Origin of the sequence: Bacillus sp. DX4.1, from assembly GCF_030348195.1 — a bacterium.
In the GTDB taxonomy this organism is placed as follows: domain Bacteria; phylum Bacillota; class Bacilli; order Bacillales; family Bacillaceae_G; genus Bacillus_A.
Map to the genome: position 1 here is coordinate 2,562,327 of NZ_JAUCFT010000008.1, position 20,580 is coordinate 2,582,906.

Genomic DNA, 20,580 nt, shown 5'->3' on the forward strand with positions numbered 1-20,580 from the left:
CCACACTGATTATTAGCCCTCACCAATCGGGCTTTTACGGACAGTTTATCCCCCACCTATCTTCTTTGGTTTCCTTAGAATCTTGAGGTCGGGGTATTACTGCCCGTTAATGCGGGATAAATTATGAGGCTCAGCTGCAGAAGATAAATTGAGGAATCCTTTCTTTCTCGTTGACAAATATGCAGGTCTCATTATAACGTAGAGATCGTGTCAAAATATTTTATAATGTGAATGGATAATGGCAAACATGCTGTCATTTTAAAATTTCATAAAGAAAGGGAGGCTGTTCCATATGTCAACAGAACAACGTAAAAAGATGATCATTTTGATGATCAATATGTTTATTGCAATTGGAAGCTTCGGAATTATTATTCCAATCTTACCAGCATACTTAGAGTCTATTAATCAAGGAGGAACAGCTGCAGGTTTAATGATTGCTATCTTCGCAGGAGCTCAACTCATCTTTTCTCCAATTGCGGGGAAATGGGCGGATCAATATGGCCGTAGAAAGATGATTATATATGGACTGACAGGCTTAACGATTTCCATGTTTGTTTTTTATGGTTTTGATTCCATTTGGTGGCTGTATGCTTCTCGTGTTATTGGAGGAATTGGAGCAGCATTACTTATACCAGCTATTTTTGCGTATGTAGCAGATATTACTACGTTCGATCAACGAGCAAAAGGGAATAGTTTTGTATCAGCTTCTATGTCACTTGGAATTGTCATAGGACCTGGAATTGGCGGGTTTCTAGCAGATTTTGGTTTGAAAATACCATTTTTGATTTCTGCGATTGTATCACTTATTGCTGTAGTATTTTCTATTGTTGTTCTTGAGGAAAGCGGAACAAAGCAGACTTCCGTAGCAATGGATATGCCAAAAGAAGACGAGTCAATGGCTAGAAAAATAGTTCGCTCTGTTCAAATGCCATATTTCATTCCACTCGTTATTACACTTGTGATGAGTTTCGGTTTAATGGCATATGAATCAGTACTTGGCCTTTTTGTCGATAATCAGTTTGGGGCAGCTCCTCAGCAAATTGCACTTATGATTACATCTACTGGTATTATTAGTGTCATTGTACAGCTTTTTGTTGTTGACCGTGTCGTTCGACGTTTTGGAGAAGGAACTGTTTTAAATATCTTTTTAGGAGTAGCAGCGATTGGCTTCCTTCTTTCGCTATTTGCTTCTAGCTATGGGGTGTTCTTTGGGGTAACTCTGTTAATATTCCTTGCAACGTCTATACTTCGCCCGGTGTTGAACACCCTAATCTCTAAGATGGCTGGTGAAGAACAAGGTTTCGCCATGGGTATGAATAATGCGTATATGAGTATTGGAAATGTGTTAGGACCAACACTTGCTGGTATGTTATACGATGTTCAAATTATCTATCCTTTCATGCTAGGTCTCATCCTCTTAATAGTGACTTTATTAACTACTATTGTTTGGCAAAAGCGTTCTCGAAAGCAGCATATGCATGTGAAAACAGAACAAGTATAGAAAAATATAAAAAAAGAAGCGGTAAATAAATCCCGCTTCTTTTTTTGTTTCCATAAATTTGAAAACATAAGTTTCTCAAACTTTAGACAATAACAAAAAACTATCCTCCAATATACATGTTTATTTTAGAGGAATTATTGTCATATCTATTAAAAAGAAGAACAAATAGATCAACATATATGGCTAACGGAGCAGATTTTTAAAACAAACAATTGTAGTTACTTAACTTTATTTGTTCATCTTCAAGGAAGATTATAAATTGAACCATGAAAAAATTGTTTAGGCCTTACATTTGATATAATCATTAAGCAGTTATATGATGTTAATGCTAAAGCATAATGAAATGTTTAAAAGAAAAAATCAATATTAACTGAACTAGAAGAAAGGGAGAGAAGCAAATGATTAATAAAGTCGGTCAAATTATGCTATATGTAAATAACCAAGATGAGGCATTGCAATTTTGGACAGAAAAAGTAGGGTTTAGTGTAGTTTCTGAAGAAGATAACGGCCAAGGATTTAGATGGATTGAAATTGCTCCAACAAAGGAAGCAGGAACGAGTATCATTCTCCACAATAAGGAATTAATTGCTAAAATGCAACCTGAATTAAATCTTAATACACCTTCGATGATGTTTTTCTCGGAAAATCTCGATAAGTTATATAAAGACTTTTCGGATAAAAAAATCACAGTCGGAGAAATTGTAAGCATGCCTTCTGGTAGAGTATTTAACTTTGCTGATAATGAAAAAAATTACTTTGCAGTCATGGAAAAAAAGTAAATCACAAAATTAAAGAAGAAACAAACATCAAAATGAATTTTAGTCGTTTTGATGTTTAGTGACAGTATTGAGGAATCCATTTTGATAAATCTTTTTTCAAAATGGATTCTTTAATTTTGTCGTAAAATGCAAGTTTACGTAAATTTTTTGGTCAAACTTTATTCAAAATCTACAGATGGCTTGGACATCAATGAGATGTATTTTTTTGTTCATGAGTTTTCTAACCTATATGTTTACAGTGTTTTGAATGTATACTTTTTTCACTAAATTTAAGGATATCAGGAGACTTGGCTTGAGGTTAATATTTTCAGGGATTTGAATGTAAACTAATATAGTAAAGTTTATATTTATGAAATTAAGAAAAGAGTCTTGAATAATTAGGACTCTTTTTCCTTTTCGTCTTCACCTTTTATTGTTTTTAAAAGATTATGATGATGATGTAGTCTATAAATTACGTATGCCCAAATATACCAATCTAAGTTCTGTTTTATATTTGCTAATTCATTAAACCCATCAAAGAAATTACCTTTTCCTAAGCAAAAAGAAAGAATAATAATGATGATAGTTGTCATCCAAAATTCAATACTAATTAGGAAACGAATCATTTGTATTTGTACCTACCTTTTCTAAAAATTATTCTGTCATCCACATTGATAAAGTATGTTGTAAGAATGGATTCTATTAGTAGAATATGTAATATAATAGAAAGAGGCTTGTACTATTTGTTTGATAAAGAAAAAATATATGAGATTCTGCCAACAAAGCACGAATTTCGTACGCTAAGAGTTTCTGAAAACGTTTTCTAATGTTTTTAGGAATGAGTTTTGGAACTGGATTCTAGTAGTATTTTTTTATTTGAGTAGAAATAAAGGGATTTCAATAAACGGTCGTTTTCGGTTCTTATATTGAGGTCCCTTGTGTATCAAGAATTTCAGCCTTAGCGTACAGAACCTGTAATATTTTTTGTCATCTGTCGTCAATAATGTAACATTCCGTTAAGCTTTTAGGTGTATTTCGTGATTGTTTCTGGTACATTAAAATAAAAAGTGCATAAGAAAGGAAACGATAGAATGAATAAAACGGTAGGTTTAAAACAATTTGAATTAACTCGTGGGGCATTAGTTAAATTTATGCAAACGTTGGATACTAAAACTGCGGATAAGCAGCCGGAGGGCTTCAACAACACAATTCGCTGGCATATCGGTCACGTGTTAACTGCGGCAGAGTCGTTCATGTTTGGCAAAGAGTTTAAGCATTTGCCAAGCGAGTATCCGAGCCTTTTCGGATTTGGCACAAGACCATCTGAATGGAAAACAGAAGGTCCTTCATTAGAAGTGTTAATGTCCCAATTACAAGAACAAGCACAGCGCATTAAAGTAATTCCGGCAGAATCATTTGAAAAGAAGCTTTCGGAGCCGTTCTTAGGATTGGAAACGGTAGGTGAGCTTTACGGTATGATGCTGTACCATGAAGCGGACCATATCGGTCAAATGAAGGCAATGAAACGTATTGTAGAAGCGGAAAAGTAACGAAATAAGAATAAGGCTGTACAGTGTACAGCCTTATTTAATTACAATCCTGGAACAAAAATGAAGTGTGTAGTGTGAATTTTCATTTAAAAAGTAATAAAAGGAGAAATATACGATGATTCAACTCGAATTTTTTGAAAGAAAAGATTTTACACAGCTTATTGAATGGATTGATTCGGAAAAATTTTTATTACAATGGGGAGGACCAGCGTTTACGTTTCCATTACAAGATCAACAATTAGAAAATTATATGGAAAATGCGAACCATAATGAGGCAAATACTTTCGTTTATAAAGTTATCTACAAAGAAACTGGAAAAGTCATAGGACATATATCACTTGGAAAAATCGATAGAGTAAATCGTTCCGCAAGAATTGGTAAAGTATTAGTTGGTGATACGAGTATGAGAGGGAAATCAATCGGGAAAGAAATGATAGAAGAAGTGCTTAAAGTAGCGTTTGAAGAATTGAAATTGCATAGAGTAAGTCTTGGTGTATTTGATTTTAATACGTCTGCTATTACATGCTATGAAAAGGTAGGGTTTGTAAAAGAGGGATTGCAACGAGATGCGAGAAAAATAGGGAGTGAATATTGGAGTTTATGGGAAATGAGCATATTGGAAAATGAATGGTTGGATAAAAAACAAGGTTAATAAGAAGGCATCAATTGATTATATAGAAAAAGGAAGAATCATACTAAAATTAAAAGAGGATAGTATGTTCGTTGTAAGTGTCTATATCCTCTTTTAATATACAGAATAATATATCATTTAGATTACAAAGTTATTTATTTTCTGTAACCCTATCTAACCATTCGTTTATTAAAGAATTAAATAATGTTTGTTGTTCAATTTGTAAATTATGTCCGGCCTTGTCCAAAACTGCAAATGTAGCCCGGGGATATTTATCTAGTAACTCAAAAGCATCCTTATATCCTACGACGTAATCCTGTTTTCCTAAAAGAAAAACACTTGGGGATTCAAATAATATATTATCTATTTCAAAAGTAAAACTATATTTCTCTTTAATTTTGGATAAAAAATTTTCATCAGCTATTTCACAGCCAATTAAAATTTCATTTTTATACCGTTGCCAAGTATACTCATTAAGTACTACCGAATTAGAACTGAAAGCATCTCTTTCTTCTTTATTTAGCTTCTCTAAAAAGTTTTCATCTTTAAAAATAATTAAATGTTCAGGAAGGTTTCTTTTACCCATCTCAGGGATAATCATTGGACAAATAAAAGCAGCACCAGCTATCTTTTCTTTACTTTTTGCAATAATGCCTCGTGCTAAATAGCTGCCATACGATTCACCGACAACTAAAAAAGATTGGTTTGGTATGATTGCTTCAATAAAGTCGATAACAATTTCTAACATGTCATTAGAGTTTTTAATACTTTGATAATTTTTTGTTTTCCCCATACCTGGAAGATCAAGATAAATTCTTTTAAATCCTTCTCGTTCTTTAAAAATTGGTTCCATACAACCTATCATTAATCTTGAATCAGGAGAGAAGCCATGGATCATAATTATGGGCTTCCCTGAACCAAACACTTCATAATTAATTTTTATATCCCTTATTAAGCACTCTGACATCATTTTTCCTCCTAAAATAATTATTCATTCATTCTAATCTAGCGTATTATAGATGTTGATTATTAAGAGTCGTCGTCTTAATTCAGCCACATCATACTTTCTAGATTCATTTTCATATTCCTTTATTTATATCTATTTTATATGAGTGATGAATTATGTAGAAAAGAAGGGGAATAAAGATGAAAAAGGAGAATTAGTAGACTGAGGCTAATTTAATTGGAAAAGGTTTGCTTGAAGACATAAAGAAATGATGAGTAGTTATTATCATGAATTTCAATGTTTATTGTCTAGGACAATAAAATTAGCGAGTTCTATAACAACTTTGCTATAAATATAATGGGATGGATTTGTTTGAAAAATGTTATAGGAGAGATGAGATATGGACAAAGACGATTGTTTTGTCGGAATAGACAGCGAACAGCATGTTAAGTTTTCTATTATCATCCCTGCACATAATGAAGAAAAGTATATTGGTAGGTGCCTAGATTCAATTGTAGCTGCATCAACACCGTATAAAGATCAAGTGGAAGTCATTGTTGTACTAAATCGCTGTAATGACCGTACGGAAGAAATCGCAAAATCGTATCATTGTGTAACACTGCAAAATGAGAATAAAAACCTTTCAAAAATCAGAAATGCTGGAGCGGAAGTAGCCAGAGGGGAAATTATTGTTACAATAGATGCTGATAGTTGGATGAGTGGCAATATGTTGAGTGAAATAGAACAGCACTTGATAACAGGAAAGTACATTGGTGGTGGAGTTAGTGGAAAGTATGAACGTGTTTCGTTAGGAATCATTGTATCAGGATTACTATTAATTATCCCGCTTATTTTTAAATACGGCCTAGTATCAGTCGGGATGTTTTGGTGCTATAAAAAAGACTTTGATGCAATCGGCGGATTTAACGAAAATATGTTAATGGCTGAAGACGCTGAGTTTGCAATGCGGTTAAAAAAGCATGGCAAAACATGTGGTAAAAGGTTTGCCACTATAAAGAAAGCGTATATGACAACTTCTTGTAGAAAATTTGATGAACATGGAGATTGGACATTATTAAAGAGACCACAAATTATTTTTGCATACTTGAAAGGAACAAATACGAAATATGCAGACGAGTTATATTATGAAAAAGAAAAAGAAAAAGAAAAAGAAAAAGAAAAATAAAATAAACCGACTCGTTTCGGAAGATACAAGTCGGTTTATTTGTATATGAAAGAGAGTTTTAAATTAAAAATCCTCTGTATTTTTCATACGTGTATGAAGGAAAAGCAAACCTAATATAATGACCAAAAACGTTATAATTTGCAAAAATAAATTTTTAAATTGAAGCAAGCATGTCCATGATTCCACAAAATCCTTTAAAGATTGAAGAGAAGGATTTTGTGAAGGCTTGAATCCATAAGTAAATAATTTTTTTGTTTCAATAAACATACTATTTTCTCCGCTTGTCCCCATCACGACAGAAATGAGTCTTTTATTTCCTTGTTTGGCTGTTCCTGTGAAACTATATCCTGCAGCATTTGTGAAGCTAGTTTGTAAACCCTCGACTCCTTTAAACTTTACTTTTTTATCAAGTGAATACAACATTTTATTTGTATTGAAAACATGTATATCTTTGAAAGTGAATTTGTAAGAGGTTAATTGAGTCATTTCCAATATGAATGGATAGTCTTTTATTACATGATGAGCTAATTTTGAGGCATCTAAAGCAGTCATTTTGGATTCTTTATTTTGTTCATTTGTAAGTCCAGTTGCATTTATAAAATAAGAGTCGCTAGATAATTGTAGCTGTTTCGCTTTTTCATTCATTAATCCTGTAAAACGTTGTTCATTTTTAGAAATATGTTCTGCTAAGGAAACTGTCGCAATGTTGTCAGATGCAAGTAGCATCGCATGAAACAAGTCACGAACTGTTATACGATCTCTGGTTGTTATATCGATGTTTTCTCCTGCTGTATGTAAAGCATTTTCGCTGATTTTCACACGATCATCCCATTTTATCGTACCTTTATGTATATGCTCTAACACAATATATTCTGTCATCATTTTTGATAGACTGACCGAGGGAAGAGGGATATCCTCATTTTTTTTATATACAATTTCTCCTGATGCTGCATCTATTAGAATAGCTGATTGTGCTTTAACTGTAGGTCCGTTTACATAGAAATAAAAATAAAAAACAATAATGGCCGTGATAAGAAAAGATATGAGAAGAATCATTGTTTTCTTAAAAAAGTGCATATGCTATCCCCCTTATACATCTATATGAATAGTTTAGAATTAATATTTTAATTAGGAGAAAAGAAAAGGTAAAGAATTTCTAAAGAATTATAAGGAAAACATTAAGATAACGAGTATATAAAATCTATACACGATCCCCTTGTGCTTTCAATGAGGGTAAAAAGTGAAATTTGAATCTTAAAACAGCTCTTTCCAGGAGATAGATTTATTAAATATGTCCTCGGAAAGAGCTACACTACATTAAAAAATAGTTGTAGACTGAAAAGAGATATGAAAGAGAAAAAAGAGGATGTCACGGTTTTCTCTTTACAAGGTAAAAACAGATAGTGATGCCGATAGCAAATTTCTGGATTGTGATGTTTTTCATATTCGATGAAAGCTTGTTATAATAAAATAGAATTATATTGGGTACAAAAGATAATGAAAAGGGGGAAAGAAGTTAAATGAAATCAACAGGAATAACTCGAAAAGTAGATGGATTAGGTCGTGTAGTTATCCCAAAAGAACTGAGAGATATTCTCGACCTCAAAGAAAAATCATCATTAGAGATCTTTGTAGATAAAGAAACAATTGTTTTGCAGAAGTATCAAGCTGGTGGGGCTTGTGTGGTAACAGGTGAGATTTCAGAACGTAATATGTCATTAGCAAATGGAAAGATTACGGTAAGTCCAGAAGGTGCAGAATACCTGGTTAAACAGTTGCAACAATACCAAGTTAAATAAGAGATTAGGATACAATCAAAAACGAAAGGCTCCTACATATAGGGAGCTTTTTTAGTATATATTAAATAATTTCACATACCGTATTATTTAATAAAACATATATAACCAAACAATAGTATACATTTAATTCTGGTGAGTCTTGGGGGTCTTTTTGATTATAAGTGGCGTATGAAACATTTCTTTTGGATAGATGCAAATAACTCCTTCTAATCTAAATATGGTACGATTATTATAAAGAGGGAAAAAAACAATGAATAATTCACAAGAAGAATTGTATGAACAAATGAAAGAGAAAAAAGAGGATGTCACGGTATTCTTAAAAAATGGTGTAAGAATGCTTGGTCGGATTGTTTATTGTGAGGCCTAAAGGGCGTATTTCTGTAAAAGGAATTAAGGCTTACGTCCGAAAGCTAGACACAGTGTTTCGAAATCTTATAAAGTTATAGGAGATAATCTAACCTTAGGACGTGAGTTTTTTGCAAGAAATTAAATCAACTCTGAAGTATATGCTACGAAGTATCGTTTTCCTTCTGTACTTCCCTGTTTATCTTTCTCTTCAAATTTTAAAATTCAGTGGGACCTATTTAATCATCCTACCGTTTCAATGGCTATGGGACAGATTGTTTTATCCTATTCTTCAGTATCTCTGGGGATCGCTCCTGAGGCCAATTTGGCAATACCTATTTCATGTTCCTTTTCGCTGGCTATGTCTCTATGTTCTATTTCCTGCGTGTATGTATACTTGGAATAAGGTTCTAGTTCCACTTGTCCGTATTTTTTGGTTTAATCTGTTATACCCTTTTTTATACTATATAATTTACTATCCTTTATTTTTATTATGGAGATATGGACTACGCTGGTTTTATAAAGAGATTATTATTCTGGTTCTACACTACTGCAGAATTGCAGCAAACACTCTGTTTAAAGGGCTCCGATGGATGTGGATTTATCTTGTGTTTTACCCTGCCCGCTGGCTTTGGATGCTTTTAATATACTTGCCTATCCGTTGGATTTATGTAGAAATCATTAAACCAATCATACACTGGTTGAGAAACCTCTTTTCTTGAGCAATTAAAGCTCAAGACTCGTATATATCAGAAAAACCAAGAACCTGAATACTTTCAGAATGGAATGATAAAAAATATTTTGGGTACATCCAGCTAGATATGGAGCAGTTTATTGGAGAAAAAATCTAAAGTACTTCTTAAAATGGATATGGTATAATTTAGAAAATGGAATCAATTTACAAAACCAAGGTGTGGATTATAGATAGAAAAGTATAATTATTTAATAAAAGGTACTTGCTTTCTTATGCAAATAGAGTATCTAGTAAAAGGGGAATTGACTTATGTTAATAAAACTTTTTTACGGTATCTTTTTAAGTAGTTTTTTTATAATTTTAGGGGCGTTAATATGGAAAAAAGAAAGGGTAACATTTTTTGCAGGAATCACTGAAGGTACAGTCAACTACCCACCACTTAAACGCTAACGCGTTTTGAAGTGGGGGCTTGTAAAAAGCCCTGGTTGTCTAGCCTCAGCCTTTTGTAGACTACGTTCGTAGGTTGCATACGTTAATTTGGTTGCAGCAGAAATGGGAGTTTCTATCGTTCCATCATCGGTGGAAAGTTATAAACGCTCAGGGGTTATCTATAAAGAAATCCAAGAGACTACACCAAAAGTAAATCTATATGTCGGATGGAGACAAGATGAAAAATCTGCAGTATTAGATCATTTTTTAACAGTTGTTAGAGAAGTTTATTCGATTTCACAACTTGATCACAAAGAATAAAAACCCATCTTGATGGGATGGGAAATAAAATATTACAAAGGAAGAATTCTAACTTAACTTAAACTTTAAAGTAAGACTACAAAGATTTTGTGTATATTTCTGGTTAAGTAACGTGCTAAAATCTTAGCCTGTTTTACTCGAATCATACTCAACGAAACCTTCTAGTACTTCATCAATCTGATTCATTATTTCAGATTCCAGTTTGACACCAGAAGCGAATGCATTCTCCCTTACCTGTTCCGGACTTGAGGCGCCGATAATTGCTGAAGAAACATTTTGATTTTGCAGTACCCAAGCTATTGCGAGCTGAGCGAGGGTAAGGTCAATCTCTTGTGCGATGGGTTCGAGATTCTGGATAGCAGTGAGTACATTGTCATTCATCCAACGTTGTGCAAGTTTATGAAAAAATGGTTTGCCAGCAGGCGAATTAGCACGTGATTGAGTTGGTACTGGTTTACCGGGTTGATATTTTCCGGTGAGAACACCTTGTGCAACAGGGGACCATACTACTTGCCCAAGTCCCTCACGTTGACAGGTTGGTATCACATCAGTTTCGATAACTCGCCACAACATCGAGTACTGAGGCTGGCTAGCGATGAGCGGAATATTCAATTCTCGTGCAAGTGCTGCCCCGCGGGTGATTTGTTCTGCTGTCCACTCACTTACACCGATATAAAGCACTTTACCCTGCCTTACAAGATCTGCGAAAGCTAGCATCGTTTCTTCAAGAGGAGTAGTTGGGTCAAATCTGTGTGCATAATAGACATCAATGTAGTCGGTCTGTAACCGACGCAAAGATGCATTACAATTTTCTAGAATATGTTTTCGTGATAAACCGTTATCGTTTTGCCCAGTTCCAGTCGGATGACACACCTTTGTACATAGTTCAATGCCCTCCCGTCGTATACCTTGTAAAGACCGGCCGAGTACTTCTTCAGCTTTAGTGTCTGAATAAACATCAGCAGTATCAAACGTTGTTATACCGACATCTAGTGCAGCTTTAACACACTCATTTGCAGTATCCTCATCTACTTTACCCCCATGATTTATCCAGTTCCCGTATGCAATCTTGCTTATTGTTAATCCGCTATTGCCAAGTTTACTAAACTCCATTCCAGTTACCTCCTTTTAAAAGTGATATCTTCAGTATAAAGACCGGATTTTAATATGCATAATATATTATTATTAATAAATTTATATAAAATTTATATAAGACTACAGTGTCCCTCTGTGTACTCAGAAGTTTGCAAGGCTGTGAAATCTATAGTCAGTAGCGTATAAAAACGTTAAAATGTTGTCTGTTCCCTATCAACATCAAGCTAAGTATGACTACTAAACTAAAGTGAAACATTTGATAAAGTAAGGAAAATGTATTTTAATAGGACAGAAAGAATGTTTTATAATTTAGAACATGCTCCAGTAGATTCAGAATCAATGAGAAAGTATTAGTTCAATTGTGCATGTACTAGAATTTTACGTTGTATCAAAAATATTTAAATGAAGCATGTGAAATTTTTAATAGAACAGGAACGTATAAAAGGTAAATAGAGTGATAGAAAAAAGGGTTTGTTCTTTGTCTTGAAAAGGGATGAATCTTTTGTTTTACTTCCGCAAACGTGAATTATGTTAACTGGGAAGGAAAACGTTTAGTAGGAGAGTATAATGACAATTTATTATTTTACGTTTGAGGCTATACCATGTTCAGATAATCCAGAAAAAGATGGCTGTGAAGGTGCATTTATAAATTGTTGGGTTGACTCAATAGATGTGAACTCAGCATTAACTAAAGCAAGTAACTATATTAACGATGAAGGCTGGGAAGTAATAAGTATTGAAGATCAATTTATTGCAAACCGAAAGCAGTACGAAGGGGATTATAAATTAAAGGAATCACTTGAATGCTTTGATCAAGCTATGAGCGATGGAATCGCTGTAATCTTTTACACTTGGTTTTATGATGATTAGATTTAACTTTGTAAGCTAACGGGAGCCAATGTTTTAGGCGTAATATATTTACTTACACTGATTATGTGAATGAAAAGCCCCTTCATTTTCTGAAGGGGCTTTTCTAGGTTTCTAGATAGATTGAACACCGATAAATGGAAAAAAGAATACTACAATGGTAATTCATTCATGATTTCAAAATAAAAAAACACTCCCTTGAGTGTTTTTTTATCTTCAGAAAGACATATTTTAGTGAGTTGTATAGCGGCCAGATAACTGTTCTTCGCTCATACGAACTAAACGTTTTGTGATTTCTCCTCCAACAGAGCCATTTGCACGTGCTGTAGTGTCTGGACCAAGTGTAACACCAAGTTCACGAGCGATTTCATATTTCATTTGCTCAATAGCAGTAGCAGCAACATTTATCAAAAGTTCATTTGAATTTTGGCTTGCACGAGTTTTCATATAAATCACCTCCTATTTGATTATGTATAGGATTCGCTTTTTTTCCATAAATATGTATACATAAAATTGGTATATACGATGAAAGGACTATCGTGTTTGAACAGCACCTTCTTGACTATGAATACATTGATATAGAACATTTAGAAATGGAGGGAGATTTTTCATTTCATTATCTATTTCTTCTATGCACAGCATTAGCAATTATTGCATTAATATTTGCACTTGGTACAAAAATACCAGCGATTCAAAATACATCAAAAAAACCAATATCATTTTTTGAAAAAACAGTCTTACCAACAGCTATTGTTACATTTTTCCTATCCATTACTTTTGGCGGTATTACAACATTTTTACCACTGTTTGCAGCAAAAATCCAAGTTAATGTTAGTACTTTTTTCTTAGTTTATGCTATCACACTTACAGTAATTAGACCGCTTGCAGGGAAGATATCTGATAAACATGGGTAAGGATTCATTATTGTCCCTGCACTTTTTACACTGATAAGTCGCACTATTAGTCCTAACAATGACAAAAGGGCTTGTTGGACTAGTTATTACAGCTATCTTGTACGGAATTGGATTCGGATCAGCACAACCTGCTCTTCAAATAGCAACTATACGATTAGCCCCACCAGAGAAAAGAGGTGTAGCGAACGACACGTTCTTTACTGCTTTTGATTTAGGAATTGGTTTAGGCGCTATTATTCTAGGATTTGTTTCACAGCTCATGGGATATCACATGCTATTCTTTGTGCTGTATCTGGGTTTATTAGTCTGCTAATTTTTATGTTGTTTGTAAAAAAGACATTAAAATAACTTTTTAATTAAGGAGATGCTACAACCTTGGTAGCACCTCCTTTGTGCTTTTAAGAGTAAAATTAAAGGACTTTATTACTTCTACACAACGTAGACAAAAGGATTTAGCATCTAAAGAACATCAAAACTTTCTTTCAAATTGACAAGTGCAAAGGGATCAAGAAAGAACGCTTAGAATGTCATTTATATGGGTAACTCATTAGTATTTTACTCTGTTCATCGACAATGTTTAAAATGCGTGCATTACTCTTAGAAAAGAAAGAGTTAAGTGAGTACACATCCATTTATATGGTAAAGAATTATTATCTACTGTTTTACCAAGGATTAAAAAAGGACATCCAAGAATTATTAAAAGTTTTTCTGCGTTTATTTTATCTTTTAGAGAAAAACGGACGAAAATCTCACCGTTACGAAAAGAAAACAGTCTTTGATATCTTAGGCGTTGTGTATGATTGTACGCTTTCACAAAGTTTCAAAGTTGCATAATATTTTTAAAAACACCTATTTAATAGGTTTATTTGTTATGCACATCTTTAGTGTAGTCGTAGAAATTTCAAAAAAACACTCACATATACTCTCTTGGCACCTTTAGCTTGATGGCGATGTGGCGATACCCCTATATTAAGTTTAATAAGTTAACGGAAGACATCTTCTGTTAACTAAAAAGAAATAAGAGATAAAACATTAAGAATAGAAAGTTTTTTGTTTTTTTACAAATAGCACACAAAAATGACATACTTCTATCTTACCTTTATATATAAGAATTATTTTGTAAGTCATATGACTTGAAATAGTTCCTACATATAAAGGAGGTTTTAAAATGGATGTTGATTCCTATTATTGGGAAATGGTTAAGAAGAATATTGGTGTGTATTCTAAACAGGAACAAGAATACCTTAGAAATAAGAAGGTTATTATTTTTGGATTAGGAGGTGTAGGTGGATATGAAGCAATTCTCTTTTCTCGGATGGGGATTGGGCATATTACAGGCGTTGACCCAGATGAATTTGAAATATCTAATATTAACAGACAAATGTTAGCACTTTCTAGTGTTATAGGTGAACCAAAAGCAAAAGTTGCAGAACAGGTTGTAAAAGATATACATCCCTATATATCAACAAACTTTATACAAACAAGAGTAGATGAAGATAATGTAATCGAGCTTATAAAAGGGCACGATATTGTAGTAGAAGCCGTAGATGATATGCCTTCAAGAGTTATTATACATAGAACAGCTAGAGAATTAGGTATACCAAGTGTGGGGATGTCAGGTAGTCCTCCCACAAGAGGATTTGTTTCTACATTTTTTCCAACTGGAATTCCTTATGAGGAAGCATTGAATGTATCTATTGTAGGAGGCAAATTAACAAATCACGAATTAAGACAACAAATTGCGGATATAAAGAAAAGTCGAGCTTGGTATTCTGTAGAAAAAGGAGCACCAAAAGAGTGGGCGCAAGATTTTTGTGATGGAAAAGCAGGCTGGATTATCACGCCGATGCGTGCCCATCTATTGTCACTATTTAGCTTTCATGAAGCAATCCAAGTGTTAACTGGTCGTGAACCGTTAGCGAGAGCTCCAAAAGGAATTGTTATTGATATAAATAGCCAGAACCCCGTCCAAGTAAAAAATGCACCAAAAGATGGTTGGGATTATACAACACTGTAAGGAGGAAAATAATTTGCTAACAAAAAATAAAAATACGCAAAATATATATGAAGAAAGTTTCACGCGAAATATTGGCGTCATTTCTGTAGAGGAGCAAGAAAAATTAAAAAATGCTCGCGTTACTGTAGTTGGAGCAGGGGGAGTAGGAGGAATTACACTCATTCAATTGGCGCGAATGGGTGTAGGTTCTTTACATGTTATTGATCAAGATGTATTTGAAGCAAGCAATATCAATCGACAAATGCTAAGTTCCACCAGTAAATTAGGACAGCAAAAAGCAGAGGTCGCTTTAGAAGTTTTGCAAGACATTAATCCATTATTACAAGTAGAGATAACAAAAGAATTTGTTATCGAGGACAATGCATTAGAACTTCTAACGAATACAGATGTCATTATAGATGCAACTGATAATTTAGTAGCGAGAGTAATTATCCATCGTACAGCTCAGAAACTAGGAATCCCTTCTATTTGGATTGCAGTTACCCCACCTTTTAGAGGTGGCGTCATGTCTTTAACTCCTAACTCTATGCCCTATGAAATTGCGTTAGGATATCCATCTTATCAACAAGAGCTAACACCAGAAATGCAGAATAAAATTCATGAGTTAAAAGATGGACGTGCTCTTCATTCTGTCAAGCATGGTGCGGATGAGAAATGGGCAAATAGTTATGTACAAAAAGATCGCCCATGGGCTGTACTGTCTCCTGTTGCGAATATCATAGGCATTCTAGCAAGCTTTGAAGCATTTAAATTTATAATAAATCGAGAAGAATTAAAACCTGTAATAAGTCCAAATTTAATACAAATTAACCTTGCAAATCAAAATATGGTACATGTGTCTGTACCTGAAAATGATAGTTGGGATTATACAACATTATAGATGAGGTAAGAGAATATGCTTCCTTTTTTGTTACTGGGGATTATTGTTACACTCGCTCTGCTTGTTAAGGATTATGCGCTAGCTGGTGCGGCTTGTTTATTAGGAGCTTTACTTGCTGTTGGACAAAAAACTTTATTACATCTTATTCAACAATATTCTTTTCCAATTGGTATTTCCTTTCTGATGTTATTCCTTTTAGTACCAATTACATCTGGAAAGATTACAAGTGAAAACGTAATAAAATTAATTACCTCTCCTATCGGATTAGGATCTATTCTAGCAGGTTTTACTGTGTCATACATAGGAGGAAAAGGTGTAGGAGTTCTACCTATGAATCCTACGATATTGTTAGGTGTCTTAATAGGTACTCTTATTGCCGTATTATTTACAAAAGGGTTACCAGCTGGATTAATTATTGCGGCTGGAATCATAGCTATTATTTCTATGAAATGAAAGGAATATTCTAAATGAAGATAAAATGGACACATATTAGTTTAATAGGGATTTTTTTGATAATACTTATGTCTAGTTGTTCTAACATCAAAGAAACTTCTCAAAATGATCAAACTTCTAAAGTGGTAAAACAAGAATTAGAAATTCAGCAAGGAGAAGAAAAATTATTTTTACTTCATAAAAACTTAAATAATAAAAAACAGTATACATCTGATGAAGTTGTCTTGTTTTTAGAACCATTTAGTGTACCTACAGCGAAAGCATTTGATGTGCCAAAATATTCGTGGATGGATGAGTATGCCAGAAAAGGCTATGATACTTGGGCCATGGATTTTCGAGGGTTTGGTCATTCTTCTCGCCCTAAAGAAATGTCAGATCCTCCTTCTCAAAACCGTCCAGTTATTCATTTAAATGATGCCACAAAAGATTTGGAAACGATTGTAGATTGGATCAAAAAGAAAAGAAACGTAAAAAAAATTCATATTGTTGGATGGTCATATGGAGGCGTTGTGGCTGGAAATTATGCGATATCCCATCCACAAGATATTAATAAACTGATTTTATACGGATATATGCATGGATTCACGCTTCCTATGATGACAAAACCTCTTGAAAATCCATTACAACCTAATCAATTTAATCCTGAGGCATCAGCCTATCAAATGGTGGACTTTGATAAAGGAATGCATCATTGGCATATGATGATGGGAAATAAAAAAATTGTTACAAACGAAGCAATGGATGCCGTAAAACAAGTTTTTATTGATTCAGATCCTATGAGTAAGAAAAATAATCAAACGATTCGTCGACCAGTTGGTCCACTTGAAGATTTATTTTATATTTGGAAAAATCAGCCTCTATATGATGTATCTAAAATTACTGTCCCAGTACTTGTTATTTATGGTGAAGATGACATATTTGCAGACCGAAATATGATGTCAAAATTAACAAGTACAAAACAAAAAAAAGAAGTGATAATCCCTGATGCAACGCACTGGGCTGTTTATGAAAAGAATCGTAATACTCTATTTGAACAAACATTAAACTTTATAGAAGGGAAAGAAGGAAAAAAGGAATGAAAAATGGCATAACAATATTAGATGCTACCTTACGTGAAGGAGAACAACAATGTGGTATTCGTTTCTCCAAGGAAGATAAAATTTCATTACTGCATATGTTAGAGAATTTTGGAGTAACTCTTATTGAGGTTGGACATCCAGGTATTTCTGAAGAAGAAGAGGAGGTTTGCCGAGAAGTTGCAGCCTCTGCAAAGTGCGCTGAAATACTTATGCATGCTCGGGCGAAAAAAGAAGAAGTTCATGCGGCTTATCGTGCTGGTGCCGATTGGATAGGGATCTGGGCGTCTATTAATCCTATTTCTTTACAAACAAAGTATACCAATCGATCAAAAGATTATGTTATTAATCAGGTGAAACAAGCTATTGAAGAAGCAAAATCTTTAGGAATGAAAATTCGTTTTACTATTGAAGATGCTTCACGAACGGAATGGGAAGATATCGCCTACATTGGACAGATTGCACATATAGCTGGAGCAGATCGAATCAGTTTAGCAGACACTGTAGGAATTTGGGAGCCAGGTCAGTGTGCGACAATCGTGAAGAAATCTGTTGAGACATTCCCTTGTGAGATTGAAGTTCATCTTCATAATGATTTAGGATTAGCCATGGCAAATGCTCTTGCCGCAATCGATTCAGGGGCATCTGTCATTGATACTACATTGTGCGGAATAGGTGAACGTGCTGGGATTGTTGATTTGCTAAATTTATCAGTATTTTTATCTCAAAAGCGTAATCTACAGTGCTTTAAACTACAGATGATTCCTGAATTAACCCAATCTCTTCAATTAGCAACCGGTTGTAAAGTAGATCATTGGAGGCCGATTATTGGAAAGAATATATTTACTCATACTGCGCCCTATCATATAAAAGCTGTTCAGCAGAATTACTCAGCATACGAGGGTATTCAACCTGAAATGATAGGAAGAGTAAGGAACATACAACAAAAACGTATAGAAAGAAAAGGGCCTCGGCTTTCAAAGTCTCTCCGAGTTAGTAAACCATTTGTAAAAGGAGCATCTGAGCTGTTATATCATCGTGATGGTCCAGGAGAGCGTTGGGTACAGATGGATTATAGAACTGATGAACGTGCTTCATTTTATGTCATACAGCGTGTATTTTACGACGCCCATATGGATGAGAACTTAGAAGGACATGTAGATACTCACGCACATCATTGTGATAGTGCCTTTATTTTCTGGGGGAATAGAATAGATGGTACAGGTCTCATATGTGAAGTGGAAATTGAAGGAGAATTGCAAATAATTGAAAGTCCAGCATCTGTTTTTATTCCATCGGGGTTAAAACATAGGTACAAATACCTTTCAGGGACAGGAACATATACAAACATCGTACTAGCACCTAATTATAATTCTAGTTTGTTAGAGGAAAACTCATCAAAAGTATTTGTATATTAATTAAATATAAAAAAGTTTTTATTTCTGTTATGATGATGTTTTAGTAAACCATCTGACTGATAAGAGTATAAGCAGTCTCAATGTTCTTTATGTGAAAAAATAAAAAACAGATAGAATTCAATATGTTCTTTGAATTCTATCTGTTTTTTGAATGGCCCCAAAAAGAAAGAATCGTTGCCGTGCCCCTTGTAGGTGGTTATTGCATTTCTAGGGTTAAAATTAAACGAGACAAAAATTATAAAAAAAAACAGTAAAATAAGTAGCCGGTTCCTTAACGTACATTAATTAGAGTATTATGAAGAGAGGATTGTTCGTTCAATATAGAGACGAATATCCTCTCTTTTTATAGATGTTAGAAATATAAACAGTAGCTTACATATTTAGTCTAGTTCGTTTATTATGTAGCTACAACGCTGGGAACAAGCAATTACGTGAGCAATTAAAGGTTGCTTACGCAGATATTTATAAGCATATATAACTCACTCTTAGGGGCTAGTTTAGTATAGCTTCTTAAACTATTGAAGTAGCCCAGTTGAAAAATTAAACCAGTTCAGATATGGTGATATAAGGGTTAAAGGTACCCAACGCTAAGTTTAAAGGGGACGTCTAAATGTCAACGATAAGGATCGAGAAAGCATCTATTACGGATGCTGAAAAGTTAACAGAAATTAAGAAAAGAACTTTTGATGAAGAAGCAAAAAAATGGCTTCCAAATCAAGAGAATATAATTGACTATAATATTCAGCCACCAGGGTACTCCTCGATTGAAATGACTAAGTATATGATTAAGGAGTTAAATTACTTCAAGGTTATATACAACAAAACAATTGTGGGTGGAATTATTGTCACGATTTCCGGTAAATCTTTCGGAAGAATAGACCGTATTTTTGTAGACCCTGACTCTCAAGGTAAAGGCATAGGCTCAAAGGTCATAGATTTGATAGAAAAAGAGTTTCCGAATGTGCGAGCCTGGGATCTTGAAACATCTAGTAGACAGCTAAACAATCACTACTTTTATGAAAAAATGGGATATCAAGCAACCTTTAAAACCGAAGATGAATATTGTTATATAAAGAGAATAGAAACCCCATTAGGGATAGAAAAATCAGTTGAAAATGAGGACATTTCAGGTACTCAATATGAAAACTGTAATATGGCTAAAACGGAGTGTTATCAAGTAACTTTAGAGGGTAGTTCTTTTAGCAATAGTAACTTGATGAGCAGCCACATTAATAATTGTAATCTTAGTCATTCAAAGTTCCACAATATAAATTTTAGAAATACATTGTTTGCCGATCTAAATTTTTCTAATAGTGAAATGGCTTTGGTGACTTTAGATGGGGTTCGTTTCGTTGATACAAGTCTTGGAGATGAAGGTAATCCAATCACATTTGAAAGGTGTGACCTTAAAGGTAGTAAAATAAATAATAGTAACCTTAGGAACGTGGAAATACAGCAGAGTGATATAACGGGTATGAAAATAAATAACATTCCTGTGGCAGACCTTCTCGAACTATACTATCATGTGAATAAAAAGTAAACAATCAGTGCTTCCCTTCAAAATTGGCTCTTTTAAATAATGGATTCATTTTTGAATGATGACCTCTAAATTAAAGAAGCTTACATATTAGATATGTCTAATATGTAAGCTCCTTTATTTTTCAAGGGTTCTCAGAATTTAGGTCTTGATAACGTACAAT

At 33.9% G+C, this 20,580-nt stretch carries 19 protein-coding genes and 4 pseudogenes; 18 read left to right on the top strand and 5 right to left on the bottom strand.

The annotated features are described in order from the left end of the window. Positions 1–292: 292 nt before the first annotated feature. Together QUF99_RS15985 and QUF99_RS15990 are read left to right on the top strand one after the other, a co-directional pair. Entirely contained in the window at positions 293–1,501 is a 1,209-nt protein-coding gene (locus QUF99_RS15985; protein WP_289371249.1) for an MFS transporter, read from the top strand. Positions 1,502–1,899: 398 nt separating this feature from the next. Further along, positions 1,900–2,280 (top strand): VOC family protein, encoded by a 381-nt coding sequence (locus tag QUF99_RS15990; RefSeq protein WP_289371252.1) that lies wholly within the window; start codon positions 1,900–1,902, stop codon positions 2,278–2,280. Positions 2,281–2,657: 377 nt separating this feature from the next. Here the strand turns inward: QUF99_RS15990 and QUF99_RS15995 are convergent, their stop codons facing one another. Next, entirely contained in the window at positions 2,658–2,885 is a 228-nt protein-coding gene (locus QUF99_RS15995) for a hypothetical protein (RefSeq protein ID WP_289371254.1), read from the bottom strand. Positions 2,886–3,350: 465 nt separating this feature from the next. On the opposite strand from QUF99_RS15995, the gene QUF99_RS16000 reads away from it, so the two are divergent. Next, positions 3,351–3,809 carry a DinB family protein gene (locus QUF99_RS16000; RefSeq protein WP_289371255.1) on the top strand — a complete coding sequence of 153 codons (459 nt, stop codon included), beginning with the start codon at positions 3,351–3,353 and terminating at the stop codon, positions 3,807–3,809. Between the two features lie 115 nt (positions 3,810–3,924). Next, positions 3,925–4,461, top strand: a complete 537-nt coding sequence (locus tag QUF99_RS16005) for a GNAT family N-acetyltransferase (RefSeq protein ID WP_289371256.1) — start codon at positions 3,925–3,927, stop codon at positions 4,459–4,461. A gap of 130 nt (positions 4,462–4,591) precedes the next feature. Here the strand turns inward: QUF99_RS16005 and QUF99_RS16010 are convergent, their stop codons facing one another. After that, positions 4,592–5,407 carry an alpha/beta fold hydrolase gene (locus QUF99_RS16010; protein WP_289371257.1) on the bottom strand — a complete coding sequence of 272 codons (816 nt, stop codon included), beginning with the start codon at positions 5,405–5,407 and terminating at the stop codon, positions 4,592–4,594. A 379-nt stretch (positions 5,408–5,786) separates the two neighbouring features. Here QUF99_RS16010 and QUF99_RS16015 point away from each other — a divergent pair, with 379 nt between their 5' ends. After that, positions 5,787–6,572 (top strand): glycosyltransferase, encoded by a 786-nt coding sequence (locus tag QUF99_RS16015; protein WP_289371258.1) that lies wholly within the window; start codon positions 5,787–5,789, stop codon positions 6,570–6,572. 63 nt (positions 6,573–6,635) lie between these two features. On the opposite strand, the gene QUF99_RS16020 is transcribed toward QUF99_RS16015, so the two are convergent. Continuing rightward, positions 6,636–7,649 carry a D-alanyl-D-alanine carboxypeptidase family protein gene (locus QUF99_RS16020; RefSeq protein ID WP_289371259.1) on the bottom strand — a complete coding sequence of 338 codons (1,014 nt, stop codon included), beginning with the start codon at positions 7,647–7,649 and terminating at the stop codon, positions 6,636–6,638. A gap of 443 nt (positions 7,650–8,092) precedes the next feature. Here QUF99_RS16020 and QUF99_RS16025 point away from each other — a divergent pair, with 443 nt between their 5' ends. The 4 genes and pseudogenes from QUF99_RS16025 to QUF99_RS16040 form a co-directional block, all read left to right on the top strand. Further along, positions 8,093–8,371: an AbrB/MazE/SpoVT family DNA-binding domain-containing protein gene (locus tag QUF99_RS16025; RefSeq protein ID WP_289371260.1), complete on the top strand. Its 279-nt coding sequence runs from the start codon at positions 8,093–8,095 to the stop codon at positions 8,369–8,371. A 250-nt stretch (positions 8,372–8,621) separates the two neighbouring features. Continuing rightward, positions 8,622–8,723 (top strand): annotated as a pseudogene (locus QUF99_RS16030) (LSm family protein); the annotation flags it as partial. A 996-nt stretch (positions 8,724–9,719) separates the two neighbouring features. Next, the gene (locus QUF99_RS16035; RefSeq protein ID WP_289371261.1) at positions 9,720–9,860 is read left to right on the top strand and encodes a hypothetical protein; all 141 of its coding nucleotides are present in this window, start codon (positions 9,720–9,722) and stop codon (positions 9,858–9,860) included. Between the two features lie 81 nt (positions 9,861–9,941). Then, positions 9,942–10,160, top strand: a pseudogene (locus tag QUF99_RS16040) (LysR substrate-binding domain-containing protein); the annotation flags it as partial. 123 nt (positions 10,161–10,283) lie between these two features. Here the strand turns inward: QUF99_RS16040 and QUF99_RS16045 are convergent. Next, positions 10,284–11,273 carry an aldo/keto reductase family protein gene (locus QUF99_RS16045; RefSeq protein WP_289371262.1) on the bottom strand — a complete coding sequence of 330 codons (990 nt, stop codon included), beginning with the start codon at positions 11,271–11,273 and terminating at the stop codon, positions 10,284–10,286. A 549-nt stretch (positions 11,274–11,822) separates the two neighbouring features. Between QUF99_RS16045 and QUF99_RS16050 the strand changes: the two genes are divergently transcribed. After that, complete coding sequence (locus tag QUF99_RS16050) at positions 11,823–12,125, top strand: hypothetical protein (protein WP_289371263.1); 303 nt, start codon at positions 11,823–11,825, stop codon at positions 12,123–12,125. Between the two features lie 228 nt (positions 12,126–12,353). Here QUF99_RS16050 and QUF99_RS16055 read toward each other — a convergent pair whose 3' ends face one another. Continuing rightward, positions 12,354–12,569 (bottom strand): alpha/beta-type small acid-soluble spore protein, encoded by a 216-nt coding sequence (locus QUF99_RS16055; RefSeq protein ID WP_289371265.1) that lies wholly within the window; start codon positions 12,567–12,569, stop codon positions 12,354–12,356. Positions 12,570–12,727: 158 nt separating this feature from the next. Between QUF99_RS16055 and QUF99_RS16060 the strand changes: the two are divergent. The 8 genes and pseudogenes from QUF99_RS16060 to QUF99_RS16095 all read left to right on the top strand — a co-directional run. Continuing rightward, positions 12,728–13,384 (top strand): annotated as a pseudogene (locus tag QUF99_RS16060) (MFS transporter); the annotation flags it as partial. 114 nt (positions 13,385–13,498) lie between these two features. Then, positions 13,499–13,870: pseudogene (locus QUF99_RS16065) on the top strand (IS4 family transposase); the annotation flags it as partial. Between the two features lie 334 nt (positions 13,871–14,204). Next, complete coding sequence (locus QUF99_RS16070) at positions 14,205–15,053, top strand: HesA/MoeB/ThiF family protein (RefSeq protein ID WP_289371266.1); 849 nt, start codon at positions 14,205–14,207, stop codon at positions 15,051–15,053. A gap of 13 nt (positions 15,054–15,066) precedes the next feature. Beyond that, positions 15,067–15,933 carry a HesA/MoeB/ThiF family protein gene (locus QUF99_RS16075; RefSeq protein ID WP_289371268.1) on the top strand — a complete coding sequence of 289 codons (867 nt, stop codon included), beginning with the start codon at positions 15,067–15,069 and terminating at the stop codon, positions 15,931–15,933. A 15-nt stretch (positions 15,934–15,948) separates the two neighbouring features. Further along, a complete protein-coding gene (locus QUF99_RS16080) occupies positions 15,949–16,386 on the top strand; it encodes a DUF441 family protein (protein WP_289371269.1) in 438 nt (145 codons plus the stop codon). Between the two features lie 14 nt (positions 16,387–16,400). Next, complete coding sequence (locus QUF99_RS16085; protein ID WP_289371270.1) at positions 16,401–17,465, top strand: alpha/beta hydrolase; 1,065 nt, start codon at positions 16,401–16,403, stop codon at positions 17,463–17,465. Beyond that, positions 17,462–18,880: a homocitrate synthase/isopropylmalate synthase family protein gene (locus tag QUF99_RS16090; protein ID WP_289371271.1), complete on the top strand. Its 1,419-nt coding sequence runs from the start codon at positions 17,462–17,464 to the stop codon at positions 18,878–18,880. Before QUF99_RS16085 ends, QUF99_RS16090 begins: the two co-directional genes overlap by 4 nt. A gap of 610 nt (positions 18,881–19,490) precedes the next feature. Continuing rightward, positions 19,491–20,420 carry a GNAT family N-acetyltransferase gene (locus QUF99_RS16095; protein WP_289371273.1) on the top strand — a complete coding sequence of 310 codons (930 nt, stop codon included), beginning with the start codon at positions 19,491–19,493 and terminating at the stop codon, positions 20,418–20,420. Positions 20,421–20,580: the final 160 nt, after the last annotated feature.